The organism is Photobacterium sanguinicancri (assembly GCF_024346675.1).
Taxonomy (GTDB): domain Bacteria; phylum Pseudomonadota; class Gammaproteobacteria; order Enterobacterales; family Vibrionaceae; genus Photobacterium; species Photobacterium sanguinicancri.
Map to the genome: position 1 here is coordinate 2833148 of NZ_AP024850.1, position 12873 is coordinate 2846020.

Genomic DNA, 12873 nt, shown 5'->3' on the forward strand with positions numbered 1-12873 from the left:
AGGCTGGGTTTCTTTTTACTAACGGTTAATGACAATTACACAATGCCATCCACTCAAATTATACGCGCAATTAAGGGCGATATACTTTTACGTTAGCAAAACCATTTTCTGTTAAGTACAGCGCCTGTAAACGGCTCATTACGCCGCGATCACAGTACAACAGGTAGGTTTTGTCTTGTGGTAGATCGCCAAACTTAGTCGCTAGTTTGTAGAAAGGTAAGTGCTGAACTTCAACACCTTCAATCACTAGTGGGCTCTCGTCTTCTTCATCTGGGCTACGAATATCCAGTACGATCGCGCCTTTTTCGATCTGATCGACTAATTCAATTTCAGGTGCTTGTTCTTGGCTTTCTTTTTCAATATCACGAATATCCATGACACGAGCCTCAGTCACCACACGATCTAATATCGTGAAATCAAATTTCGCTTCTTCGATTTCAAGCTTATCTTTCGATGCTTTTACCGTTGGGTTCTTCGAAATCACACCACAGAATTCAGGCATGGTTTTCGCGAACTCTTCAGTACCGATATCACGTGCAACATTGATGATGTCTTCTTTATCCCAGTTAATCAGTGGGCGAAGGATCAAAGTATCTGTTACGTTGTCGATCATACGAAGGTTAGTCAGCGTCTGGCTAGATACCTGACCCAATGCTTCACCAGTAACAAGCGCTTGAATACCAAAACGATTTGCTACTTTGCCAGCGGCACGCATAAACATACGTTTCAGCACGACACCCATCTGACCGTTTTCAACTTTCTCTAGGATTTCACCAACAACAGGTTCAAAGTCTATAGAGATAAACTTCACTTTTGCCGACGAACCATACTTCTGCCATAAGAAGTGTGATACCTGCTTAACACCAATTTCGTGTGCAGGGCCACCTAAGTTGAAGAAACAGTAATGCACTTTACTACCGCGCTTAATGTGCAAGTAGCTAGAAACACCTGAATCGAAGCCGCCTGAAATCAGACTTAACACATCTTCTTGGGTACCCATAGGGAAACCACCAAGGCCTTTATGACGCGCCAGCACTTGGTTCAAGATGTTATTTTCAACTTCGATATTAACGGTAACGTCTGGCTTCTTCAGCTTCACTTTTGCAGATTCAACTGCTTGGTTTAAACCACCACCAACATAACGCTCAAGCTCAATCGAGGTAAAGTCATGCTTACCTACACGTTTTGCACGTACACAGAAGGTTTTACCTTCGATATCTTCACGTACAAGATCTAACGTTTTCTCGTAGATATCGTGCATGTCAGTGAAATCAGTTTGATTCACTTCTAGCACATGGTGAATACCAGAGGTTCGCGTTAACGCAGCAAGTACCTGCTCGCGCATCGTCTCATCTTTTACCGTTACTTCGATGTAAGTACGACGATTGACAACCGATACAGTATCAGTCAAACGCAGAAGAATAATGCGAATATTGCTATCAAGGATCTTAGTAAAGCGCTTACGAATAGACTCACTCTTTACAAAAATCTCTGGATGGGGTTTTACGATAAATTTCATAACACGCTTCGCTACACAGGGCCAAACTAAAGGCGCGAATTATACAGCAAGCTCGCTGCCGCTGAAACCAGCAGAGACGGTTACTCAACGAATAATCTTTTGATTTACCGATTGTTGAGCTGCATTCGATAATGTGATCGCTATCAATTTGGCTACAAAGCGCATCCACCTATGAAAACAGAGGCAGACTCACCCAACTTGTCAGCGATGGTAGTAATACCTTAGTAAGGATTATCAGGGGGTTCAACCTCACGCCATCAAGTTGATGGCGTGAAGATTGTAATTATGGCAGGGGAACACTCGATACATCTTCTGAATAATGCGGCTTGCCTTGCATGATCGAAATCTCAACTCGGCGGTTAGCACGGCGTTCTTCTTCTGTTTTATTTTTGTTCAATGGTGCAGTATCAGCCAAACCAACAACGCGTAAACGCTTGTGGTCAAAACCTTCCACTTTTTCCATTTCTTGGGCGATAGAGACAGCACGTTGCGCTGATAAATCCCAATTTGAACGGTATAACTCAGAATCTAATTTCTGGTTATCGGTATGCCCGCTAACTCGGATCACACCCGGAATATCTCGCACCAAATCGGCAACTTGACGAACAAGCGGTCGAAATTTAGGTTGTAGAAATGCGGAACCCGCAGGAAATGCCCCTTTTTCTTTAATCCGAATCACCACCTGCTGACCGAAGTTTTCAACTTCTATTGCTCCCTCATCAATCTCACGATCGAGGGCTTGCTGTAACATCTCCAGCAGTTGCGCTTGCGATGGGCTTTCTTCTGATTCACTGCTTTGACTATCTTGGGTCGATTTTTCTGCCGTTTGTCCACCCGTTAATTTACCCGCATCACGTTTAGTGCCTCCCGCGCGATCGGATTCTCCTTCATGGAAATCGAGTGAACGCTGTGTCATGTCTATCGTTTGTTGCATGATCACTTCAATTGGCGTTGGTTCCGGCCGGCCAGGACGAAACTCTTGTGCGATTACGCTGGTGCCTTTCGGTATGTCTTTTACTTCGAGCATGTTCTGCACACCAAACGCAAACTTCATCGAGCCTGCAATCTGCTTAAATTTCAGTACATCCATTTCAGAGAACGACAACAGTAGTACGAAGAAACACATCAGTAATGACATCAAGTCAGCGAATGTGCCCATCCACGGGGGTAACCCAGGTGGCGGACATTTGCATTCTTCTTCCATTTATAGCGCCCCTTACCCTTCTGGATCGAATGAGCGTTTTTTCTCATTAAGGTAGTTTTTCAGGTAACCGTCGATAACACGGGGGTTCTGACCATCTTGGATCGCTAAGACGCCATCCAGAATTAGCATTCGATTCAGTTTTTCTTGGTCTTTACGTAGTGTCAGTTTTGCGGCGATAGGCAAAGTCACCATGTTGGCAAATATTGCACCGTACAAGGTAGTTAAAAGTGCAACGGCCATCGCTGGGCCGATAGATTTGGGGTCATCCATGTTTGATAGCATGGCAACAAGACCGATCAATGTACCAATCATCCCCATCGCAGGGGCGACATCGCCTAATGCCTTAAATATACCAATACCTTGCTCATGGCGATCGTTGGTCAGCACAATGTCTTTTTGTAACGCGGAGCGCACCACATCTGCATCATGGCCATCGACTAATAAATCGACGCCTTTACGTAAAAAGGAATTTTCAACCTGCATTTCTTCTAGTGCAAGGAAACCACCTTTACGCGCCGCATCTGCCATTTCAACAATTTTAGCAATCAGATCTTCAGGCACATCTGTTTTGAACATGAAGGCTTTGCCAGCAATTTTAGTGGCCCCAAAAAACTGTCCGACGCTATATTGCATCAATACGACAAAGAATGATCCACAGAAAACAATCAATATTGACTGTGTATCTATGAACATACCAATGCTGCCACCGAGTACCATTGCCATTACAACAAAGGCAAATGACCCGATTAGGCCTATAAGGGTTGCCAAATCCACCAGAAACTCTCCAACTTGCGATGCGTTACGAAAAACCAATGTATTCTACCGAACTACTAGTGTATCGGCACCCTCCAAAATTGATTTAGCGCAGATAAGTGAAAAGGTGAAAATTACTGTTCTGACACACACATTGATGTGCGATAATTTGACGCTACCCAGTCACTACGTTATTTTTCCTGCACTTTCAAAATAGTGAAACTCTTATGGCAGCTAAAAAACCCGAAAATATGGCGTTTGAAGACGCACTTGATGAACTTGATGCGATTGTAGCTGAGCTCGAATCTGGCGACATTTCACTTGAAAATGCGCTTAAAAAGTTTGAACGTGGTATTGCATTAGCCCGTAATAGCCAACAAAAACTGACTCAAGCGGAACAACGTGTCGATATTTTGCTTCAAGCTGATGACGAAGCACCTCTGACTGAATTTGATACCCATAATGAATAACACTTTTTCTCTGTCACAATCTCTGACGTTCTTTCACGAACGAAGTAATCAGCAACTCGCATCTTGGCTTGCGGCTCAACCTCATTCCGATCAATCGCTACTAAAAGCGATGAAACATGGGACGTTACTTGGTGGAAAACGCGCACGCCCTTTTCTTACTTATGTGACAGGGGAAATGCTCGGGACTTCATTAGAAGACCTTGATGCGCCAGCGGCAGCCGTAGAATGTATCCATGCATATTCATTAATTCATGACGATTTACCCGCCATGGACGATGACGAACTGCGTCGTGGTCAACCAACGTGCCATATCGAATTTGATGAAGCCATTGCGATTTTGGCTGGCGATGCACTGCAGACTTTAGCCTTTGAAATTCTGGCTGATGGCCAATTGAATCCAAATGCGGAACCGCAACGTATTACTATGGTTAAAGAGCTTGCTCGTGCCTCTGGTGCGGCAGGTATGTGTTTAGGCCAATCACTTGATCTTGAAGCAGAAGGCCAACAAGTGGGCTTAGCCCAACTTGAAACCATTCACAAAAAGAAAACCGGTGCGTTAATTCGCTGCGCAATTCGCTTAGGCGCATTAGCCGCAGGTGAGAAAGGTGTGGCCATATTGCCACAACTGAACAAATACGCCGAAGCTGTAGGGTTAGCATTCCAAGTACAAGACGACATTCTTGATGTAATTGGTGATACTGAAACGTTAGGTAAACCACAAGGTTCTGATGTAGAACTGGAAAAAAGCACTTATCCTGCTTTACTTGGTTTAGCTGGTGCGCAAGAAAAAGCACAGCAACTTTATCAAGAAGCGCTACACGCGCTGGATACAATCCCCTACAATACAGAACAACTAGAAGTTTTTGCCCGATATGTCATCGAGCGCAATAACTAAAATCAGTAAAAGCGCCGAATTGTTATGACACTGGATATCTCAAAATTCCCTCATCTGGCACTCGCTAATACGCCCGATGAGCTTCGTTTATTACCGCAAGACAGCTTGCCTGCGGTATGTGACGAACTACGTACCTACTTACTGAACTCAGTAAGCCAAACCAGCGGCCACTTTGCTTCTGGCCTTGGCGCAGTTGAACTAACTGTCGCCTTACACTATGTCTACAATACCCCGTTCGATCATTTGATCTGGGATGTAGGCCACCAAGCATATCCGCACAAAATTTTAACGGGACGACGTGACCAGATGTCGACCATTCGCCAAAAAGGCGGGGTTCACCCGTTTCCTTGGCGTGAAGAAAGTGAATACGACGTATTGTCTGTCGGTCACTCTTCAACCTCTATCAGCGCTGGCCTAGGTATGGCCATCGCAGCTGAAAAAGAAGGCCTTAACCGTAAGGTCGTTAGCGTAATCGGCGATGGTGCTATCACGGCAGGTATGGCATTTGAAGCCATGAACCACGCCGGTGATGTTCACTCTGACATGTTAGTTGTGCTTAATGACAATGAGATGTCAATTTCAGAAAATGTGGGTGCATTAAACAACCACCTTGCACGAGTTCTTTCTGGAAGTCTTTATAGTACGATTCGCGAAGGCGGCAAGAAAGTGCTGGCAGGCGCACCACCAATCAAAGAGTTGGTGAAACGCGCTGAAGAACATATCAAAGGTATGGTCGTACCTGGCACGCTATTTGAGGAATTAGGCTTTAACTACATAGGTCCTGTTGATGGTCACGATGTGGAAGAGCTGGTTAAAACATTGAAGAATATGCGCAACCTTAAAGGGCCGCAATTTCTTCATATTATGACCAAAAAAGGTAAGGGCTATGCCCCTGCTGAAGCCGACCCAATTAACTACCATGCAGTACCTAAGTTTGATTTAACCCAGAACCCACTGCCAAAAGCGAAAAATGCTAAGCCAACCTTCTCCAATATTTTTGGTGATTGGCTGTGTGATATGGCTGAACAAGACGACAAGCTCATGGCGATTACGCCAGCGATGCGTGAAGGTTCAGGCATGGTACGTTTCTCTAAAGAATACCCGAGCCAATATTTTGATGTTGCGATTGCAGAGCAACACGCAGTAACCCTTGCAACGGGCATGGCAATTGGTGGTTACAACCCTGTTGTGGCGATTTACTCCACCTTCTTACAGCGTGGTTATGATCAACTGATCCACGATGTAGCTATCATGGATCTACCCGTGATGTTTGCTATCGACCGCGGTGGTTTAGTCGGTGCAGATGGTCAAACACACCAAGGTGCATTTGATTTAAGCTTCATGCGTTGTATTCCTAATATGACGATCATGACACCAAGTGATGAAAATGAATGCCGCCAAATGCTCTACACTGGCCATTTACATCAAGGGCCAAGTGCTGTGCGTTACCCTCGTGGTAGTGGTACAGGCATCGCTGCAGATAAAGTAATGACAGCATTGGAGATTGGTAAAGGGATTGTGCGCCGTAAAGGCGAGAAAATCGCAATACTAAACTTCGGTACGACATTAAGCTATGCGCTAGAAGCAGCCGAAAACTTAAATGCAACGGTTGCTGATATGCGCTTTGTGAAGCCACTTGATGAAGCTTTGATTCAAGAGCTTGCTGCAACCCATGATGTACTTGTCACTGTGGAAGAAAATGCCATTGCTGGCGGTGCCGGTAGCGGTGTAATTGAATACATGATGAAAGCGAAATGCTTGAAACCTGTATTAAACATTGGCTTGCCAGATCGCTTTGTCGAACAAGGTACACAGCAAGAGTTGCATGCAATGCTGGGTATTGATGGGATTGGTATTGAGCGTCAAATTCGCGAATACATGGCTTAACAGTCAACGCTCGCTAAATAGCATTAAAAAACGGACTTCTCTGAAGTCCGTTTTTATAGTTATCAGATACAATACGTTACTCTACTTTTTTTAGTACGACACCTTCATATCCACCCAGCTCTAAATACCGAGTAGATGCACCTAAGGTGCCATCAGGCATAACGCGACGATAATCGCCCGGTAGCGACACCCGCAATGGTTTAGTCTGCATAAACGCAGTGTTATTCGGCTCATTCATCGCACGGTACACCACCAACCCTTTGCTGTACTGTCGTGCAATTACCCCATGCCGCGGGAAATCACTGCCCCACCCTGAGCGGTAGAGCCAAAACCAGTTAGCCGGCGCGACGCTAATATCCCCGAGCATAGTGCTGGATGTTTTTGCTTTAATATCTACGTCGTTGGTTTTATTGCGCCAATACACAATCCGATGTCCTTTCGGCGCGATTGTCGGTTGGCCTATATCGACCTTCAGCATAGCGCTTGGCTGATAAACCCAGTTTTTAGGTACACCTTGGCGATACCAGTTTTTATCCGTTGTATTACCGCTACCGTAATAAAAGCCAGCATTCCAACTATGGTAATAGGTACGTTGAGGGATATTAAAAAGATAATAAAGCGCGAGCCCAGTTTCGATATCTTGGTGCCAAGCCGTCGATAATAACGGGGCAACCTGACTACGCCCGCCTTTCATCGATACCATGATTAAACTCTTATCCCCTTGGCGAGCCAAAGCAAAATTATCCCAGTACCGATACAAGCGATCTAGCCCCATCGCAGGACTAAGGTAATGCTCACGTAACCAAACATCCACCACATCGCGTAGCGCTTGTGGCCAACCGTCGTAATGCCAAAGGTTTAAATCCGAAATATTCGCGGCCAACCAATGCGTTTGAGTGTAAGTTTTAACCAAAGCTAAAAAGTCTGCCATTTGCTTGGCATAATACAACGACGCTTCATCGTTTCCTGCCTTGAATGGCAGTTCTTGCAGCTGCCCACCAGCCTCGACTGTAAATTGATTATTACCTAGCAGCTTAGCCATATCGTCATTATAAGCACCGCTTAATCCTTGCTGCTCCCAATCATAGCGATACCACTTAGCATGGAGATCATTCAATAACTTATTACCGAAATTTAAACGATACCAACAGGTACCCGGCCACATATGACCCGCGGGGATCAAGCGCGCTTGATGGCGGAAACGGGCACTCGCCTTGAAATTTTTACGAGAATAAAATTCTTGGTCGCTGACAACGCCATCTTGATTACGGTCATTCACCGAGTCCCAACCCGGTATCACCAAACGTTGATCTTGATAGTTAAGCCAAGGTTTAAATGCGACTCGCTCCACCTTGCTATTGGCCTGCCAGTTCAGTTTCAGTACCCACACTTGTAAACCATCACTCAGCGCTTGTTTCCCTGTGTTCAGTTCTCGTCCTTCTATCCTTGCCGACGAGCTTTGCCACGGGTACTGAATATCCAGCGAGCCTTGCCACTCCCCTTGGTCATGTTGCCAATCACTATGAATCGGCTTCCACTGTGCAATACCTTCACTTGGGCTGGATAATGCAATGGCTTGCTGCACTTTAGGTGCAATATCAGCGGCGATGACGAGAGAGTTGGATGGGTACGACGAGAGCACGACCAACTCATCATTAGGCTGCACAGTGAGCGGGAAACGTGCTGTGGCGTAATTACCGTTGCGGATAAGAATGACATGGAAGGGAGAACCTTCAAGTAAATAACTCACCCCTTGGCTAATTGAAGCGGCTTCGAGCTGGGTATCTTCTGAAAAATGCAAATAGAGATCTTCAAGATCTAAGCCTGTTAGTGCACTCTGTTTACTAAGCCATGCGGTTGGTTTTCCAGGTTTACAATCCAGTTTTTGGCTGTACATATAGCCCATACTGATGAGCTTCTTATTCATCACTTTATCTTGCATGCTGCCAAATACAATATCAGCATGCTGTGCTTCCCAACGCTTTACATCATTTGCAGAATCGAGTGCTGACGTAGTTAAAGGAGCTTCCCATCCACCAGGTAGCACCCAGCCCGTACCTGTCGATGGATATACCTGAGCTTGCACGATAACGCTGATTGAACTGAACAGACTGACGACCACAGCTAACCAATTGACCTTCATAACACCCTGCCTTATAACCAAGACCCTCGCCCAGACTGATTGGCGCTGATATAGAATTAAGACTAGACGAACAATGGCTTATACCAATGTAAATAAGTTTTACCGTCAATAATTAAAAAACAAAAAGCCGCTTATCAATATAAGCGGCTTTCAGAAAAGTCTTTTTTATATAGGGTTAATAACCCAAGCTTACCAGCCTAACCAATGGCCGACTCCCCAAAGGGAAATCATCGCCATAAAGCCCGCTAAAACATCATCAACCATGATGCCAAAGCCACCATGTACATGTTTATCAAGCCAACTAATCGGCCAAGGTTTTATCATGTCGAAAAAACGGAACAAGATGAACCCGGTCAATACCCACTCCCAACTCAATGCGGGAGCGATTGCCATGGTGATCCAAAAGCCGACAAATTCATCCCACACAATACTACCATGGTCATGGACTTGCATATCATCTGATGTTTTCTGACAGATGGTAATACCAATAATCGCCGCGATAAAAGTGATCGCTAAATACACAGTAAATGGCAACTGAGTCATTAGCATATAAAAAGGGATCGCAGCAACAGTGCCCATGGTACCTGGGACAATCGGTGACAATCCGCTGCCAAAACCAGTTGCTAATAAGTGCCATGGGTTACGTAATTGAATGTGTTCTCTTGGGTCCGTCAAACCTTACTCCGCAAAATGATCATAACCATGCAACTGCCAATCGATGGCTTTGCCTGCTGATTGTAACGTAACATCACACCCAGGATAAAGCTGACCAATACACGTTGCTGTTACACCGGTATGAGCAAGCGCTACATCAACGGCTCCACGATGCGCTTCTGGCACAGTAAAGCAGAGTTCGTATTCTTCGCCACTTGTGAGTGCTAATTGCTGTGCTTTTGCCAGATCGGGTTCAAATTCACGTAATTCTTCAGAAAGAGGGAGCTTTTCAACATGAATCACCGCCCCTAAGCCTGAACGCTTTAAGATATGACCTAAATCAGAAACGACACCATCAGAAATATCGAGTGCAGCAGAAGCGATACCACGCAACGCCTGCCCAGCTAAGATACGGGGTTGAGCAAGATAATGGCGCTGAATCAGCGTATTAGCCAAGTTAGCATCATCAAGTTCGCGTTCACCTAAAATCAGTGCCAAACCTGCCGCACTGTCACCTAAGTTACCGGTAACATATACCCAGTCACCATTACTGGCACCACCGCGTGTTAATGCTTGGCCTTGAGGGATAAAACCATGAACGGTTAACGTAATACTAAGAGGACCTTTGGTGGTATCACCACCGACAAGCTGGACATTATAATATTCAGCCAGAGCAAAGAAACCTTGGCAAAAACCATCAAGCCATGTTTCATTTGGTGTTGGCATAGTGAGCGCTAACGATACCCAAGCAGGCGTTGCGCCCATTGCAGCCAAGTCACTTAAATTCGATGCTAACGCTTTATGAGCGATCCATTTAGGGTCGGCATCAGCCAAAAAATGTGTGCCAGCAACTAATGAGTCAGTGCTCACCGCAAGTTGACAGCCTTCGGGTACTTTAAGTAATGCGCAGTCATCACCAATGGCGAGTTCTACATCACGGCGTTCAACCGCTTGTTGCTCGAAATAACGAGCAATTAAATCAAATTCATTTCCAGCCATAATACAATTACTTAGAAAGAAAAATACAATTACTTAGAAAGAAAAAAGGCCAGCTAAGCTGGCCTCTATTAATCAGAATCGATTATTTGTTTTTGCGAAGGCTTGGTGCCGCTTTATCAAGTACACCATTCACAAATTTGTGACTATCTTCAGCACCAAACATTTTCGCTAGTTCGATAGCTTCGTTGATAACCACTTTGAAAGGTACGTCTTCACGCTTAACCATTTCGTACATAGATAGACGAAGTAACGCTAGCTCCATCTGGTCCAAATCTTGTAGTGGACGAGATAGGTATGGACGCATTTTGCTATCAAGTTCTTGATGATTAAGAACAACACCTGTTAGTAGATCACGGAAGTACTCTACATCACTGTGTGGTGCAGCAAGTACAGGTGCATCTGCTTGGTGTTCTTCTTCTTCAAACTTATCGCCAGATAGGAAATGAAGTTCGATATTAGCAACATTATCTTTAGTAATCTGCCAAGAATAAATAGCTTGCACAGCAAACTGACGTGCATTACGACGTGCGGCTGGTTTCACATTAACCCCCATTAGGATTCAATTTGGGACAGAACATTTACCATTTCAAGCGCGCTAAGTGCAGCCTCTGCCCCTTTATTACCAGCCTTGGTACCGGCACGCTCGATGGCTTGTTCGATAGAATCGACAGTTAGAACGCCAAACGCTACTGGAGTATTAAACTCAAGAGCGACTTGCGCTAAACCTTTATTACACTCACCGGCAACATAATCGAAGTGTGGGGTTCCACCACGGATCACAGAGCCTAACGCGATAATCGCGTCGTAACGATCGCTTTTAGCAACTTGCTGTGCAACCAATGGTAGTTCGTATGCTCCAGGGCAACGAACAACAGTGATATTGTCTTCGCTAACTTGGCCTTGACGTTTCAGTGCATCTAGTGCGCCTGAAAGTAGGCTTTCGTTAATAAAGCTGTTGAAGCGAGCGATTACAATAGCAACTTTTGCATTTGGTGCCGCGATGGCGCCTTCAATTACCTTCATGGGCCTTCCTGTGACTATGTCTTTCCGGTTTGAGAAACCGCGGGAGTCTACCACACTTAGTAGTAGCGTCGCTACGGTCAAACGGTGGAATCTCATTATTGATGAAAATTTGTTATCAGCACTCTGTTATCGAGCTAGCTGATTAACTTAAACGCCTCACTGAAAAAATCGCAGGGATGATATCAGTGAGGCATAGCCTTATTGGCTAGAATTACTCACAAATGTACTCAACCGCTTCTAGGCCAAAACCAGAAAGCGAATGGTAGCGTTGTGTGCTTGATGATAGCAGACGCATCTTCGATACACCTAGATCAGATAAGATCTGAGAACCAACGCCCACCTGACGAGATTGATCTTTTGGATTCAATTTCACCTTAGGTTGGCCTGTGGCATCCGCTGATAAATTCTTCACTTTTGCAATAACAGCCTCTTGGCTTTCTTGCTTACTCAGCACAACCAATACACCGCCTTCTTTGGCAATACGTTGCATGGCATTTGGCAACGTCCACTGAGTCGCACCTGAATGAAGAATATCTTTAAACGTATCTTGCAAGTGAACACGTACTATCGTTGGCTGTTCTGCTTCAACATCGCCTTTACGCAGCGCGTAGTGTACTTGGTTATCGATAGTGTCACGGTATGTGATCATATCGAACTCACCAAATTCAGTCGGTAACTTACATTCAGCAATACGTTCAATCGTTGTTTCATTGTTATTACGGTATTCAATCAAATCCGCAATCGTGCCCAGTTTTAAACCGTGTTTTTCGGCAAAAACTTCAAGCTGAGGACGGCGCGCCATGGTGCCATCTTCATTTAAAATTTCAACAATCACACTTGATGGCTCTAAACCCGCTAGGCGTGCAATATCACAACCGGCTTCAGTGTGACCAGCACGAGACAATACGCCACCTGCTTGTGCCATCAATGGGAAAATATGTCCCGGCATTACGATGTCTGCAGCCGATGCGTTAGCAGCAACAGCTGCCTCCACAGTGCGCGAGCGATCAGCCGCAGAGATACCAGTCGTTACGCCTTGTGCCGCTTCAATCGATACGGTGAAGTTAGTACTAAATTGTTCCGTATTCTCTTGTACCATTAACGGTAAATTAAGCTGCTGACAACGCGCTTGAGTCAGCGTAAGACAAATCAAACCACGGCCATTGGTTGCCATGAAGTTAATCGCTTCTGGTGTGATTTTTTCGGCAGCAATAATTAAATCGCCTTCATTCTCGCGATCTTCATCATCCATCAAGATAACCATTTTACCTTGGCGGATGTCATCAATAATCTCTTTTGCGCTGCTTAAAGCCATCTTAATCCCCT

At 45.1% G+C, this 12873-nt stretch carries 12 protein-coding genes; 3 read left to right on the plus strand and 9 right to left on the minus strand.

Features of this window, described 5'->3' with window-relative positions; genetic code table 11:
* Nucleotides 1-70: 70 nt before the first annotated feature.
* The 3 genes from thiI to pomA form a co-directional block, all read right to left on the minus strand.
* Entirely contained in the window at nt 71-1519 is a 1449-nt protein-coding gene (thiI, locus tag OCU87_RS13165; protein WP_062691036.1) for a tRNA uracil 4-sulfurtransferase ThiI, read from the minus strand.
* Between the two features lie 283 nt (nt 1520-1802).
* Nucleotides 1803-2723, minus strand: a complete 921-nt coding sequence (locus OCU87_RS13170; RefSeq protein ID WP_062691035.1) for a flagellar motor protein MotB — start codon at nt 2721-2723, stop codon at nt 1803-1805.
* A 12-nt stretch (nt 2724-2735) separates the two neighbouring features.
* Nucleotides 2736-3497, minus strand: a complete 762-nt coding sequence (pomA, locus tag OCU87_RS13175) for a flagellar motor protein PomA (protein WP_094957318.1) — start codon at nt 3495-3497, stop codon at nt 2736-2738.
* 206 nt (nt 3498-3703) lie between these two features.
* On the opposite strand from pomA, the gene xseB reads away from it, so the two are divergent.
* The 3 genes from xseB to dxs are packed head-to-tail and all read left to right on the plus strand — an operon-like array spanning nt 3704 to nt 6728.
* Nucleotides 3704-3946, plus strand: a complete 243-nt coding sequence (gene xseB / locus OCU87_RS13180; RefSeq protein WP_062691034.1) for an exodeoxyribonuclease VII small subunit — start codon at nt 3704-3706, stop codon at nt 3944-3946.
* Complete coding sequence (gene ispA / locus OCU87_RS13185) at nt 3939-4841, plus strand: (2E,6E)-farnesyl diphosphate synthase (RefSeq protein ID WP_261857363.1); 903 nt, start codon at nt 3939-3941, stop codon at nt 4839-4841. The genes xseB and ispA overlap by 8 nt, the downstream gene beginning before the upstream one ends.
* 24 nt (nt 4842-4865) lie before the next feature.
* Nucleotides 4866-6728, plus strand: coding sequence for a 1-deoxy-D-xylulose-5-phosphate synthase (gene dxs / locus OCU87_RS13190; RefSeq protein WP_261857364.1), 1863 nt, complete (start codon nt 4866-4868; stop codon nt 6726-6728).
* Nucleotides 6729-6804: 76 nt separating this feature from the next.
* Here dxs and OCU87_RS13195 read toward each other — a convergent pair whose 3' ends face one another.
* The 6 genes from OCU87_RS13195 to ribBA all read right to left on the minus strand — a co-directional run bounded on the left by OCU87_RS13195 (nt 6805) and on the right by ribBA (nt 12862).
* A complete protein-coding gene (locus OCU87_RS13195; protein ID WP_261857365.1) occupies nt 6805-8871 on the minus strand; it encodes a hypothetical protein in 2067 nt (688 codons plus the stop codon).
* Nucleotides 8872-9060: 189 nt separating this feature from the next.
* Nucleotides 9061-9546, minus strand: a complete 486-nt coding sequence (pgpA, locus tag OCU87_RS13200) for a phosphatidylglycerophosphatase A (RefSeq protein ID WP_062691032.1) — start codon at nt 9544-9546, stop codon at nt 9061-9063.
* A gap of 3 nt (nt 9547-9549) precedes the next feature.
* Complete coding sequence (gene thiL, locus OCU87_RS13205; RefSeq protein WP_261857366.1) at nt 9550-10524, minus strand: thiamine-phosphate kinase; 975 nt, start codon at nt 10522-10524, stop codon at nt 9550-9552.
* Between the two features lie 82 nt (nt 10525-10606).
* On the minus strand, nt 10607-11077 hold the full coding sequence (gene nusB / locus OCU87_RS13210; RefSeq protein WP_062691030.1) for a transcription antitermination factor NusB: 471 nt from the start codon (nt 11075-11077) through the stop codon (nt 10607-10609).
* Nucleotides 11077-11547 (minus strand): 6,7-dimethyl-8-ribityllumazine synthase, encoded by a 471-nt coding sequence (ribH, locus tag OCU87_RS13215; RefSeq protein WP_062691029.1) that lies wholly within the window; start codon nt 11545-11547, stop codon nt 11077-11079. The genes nusB and ribH overlap by 1 nt, the downstream gene beginning before the upstream one ends.
* Nucleotides 11548-11758: 211 nt before the next feature.
* Nucleotides 11759-12862: a bifunctional 3,4-dihydroxy-2-butanone-4-phosphate synthase/GTP cyclohydrolase II gene (gene ribBA / locus OCU87_RS13220; protein WP_062691028.1), complete on the minus strand. Its 1104-nt coding sequence runs from the start codon at nt 12860-12862 to the stop codon at nt 11759-11761.
* Between the last annotated feature and the right edge of the window lie 11 nt (nt 12863-12873).

Bases quoted from the DNA above. Each gene is read 5' to 3' on its own strand.
- xseB (WP_062691034.1), top strand. From the start codon at position 3,704: ATGGCAGCTAAAAAACCCGAAAATATGGCGTTTGAAGACGCACTTGAT.
- OCU87_RS13195 (WP_261857365.1), bottom strand. From the start codon at position 8,871: ATGAAGGTCAATTGGTTAGCTGTGGTCGTCAGTCTGTTCAGTTCAATC.
- ribBA (WP_062691028.1), bottom strand. From the start codon at position 12,862: ATGGCTTTAAGCAGCGCAAAAGAGATTATTGATGACATCCGCCAAGGT.
- OCU87_RS13170 (WP_062691035.1), bottom strand. From the start codon at position 2,723: ATGGAAGAAGAATGCAAATGTCCGCCACCTGGGTTACCCCCGTGGATG.
- thiI (WP_062691036.1), bottom strand. From the start codon at position 1,519: ATGAAATTTATCGTAAAACCCCATCCAGAGATTTTTGTAAAGAGTGAG.
- ispA (WP_261857363.1), top strand. From the start codon at position 3,939: ATGAATAACACTTTTTCTCTGTCACAATCTCTGACGTTCTTTCACGAA.
- ribH (WP_062691029.1), bottom strand. From the start codon at position 11,547: ATGAAGGTAATTGAAGGCGCCATCGCGGCACCAAATGCAAAAGTTGCT.
- nusB (WP_062691030.1), bottom strand. From the start codon at position 11,077: ATGGGGGTTAATGTGAAACCAGCCGCACGTCGTAATGCACGTCAGTTT.
- dxs (WP_261857364.1), top strand. From the start codon at position 4,866: ATGACACTGGATATCTCAAAATTCCCTCATCTGGCACTCGCTAATACG.
- thiL (WP_261857366.1), bottom strand. From the start codon at position 10,524: ATGGCTGGAAATGAATTTGATTTAATTGCTCGTTATTTCGAGCAACAA.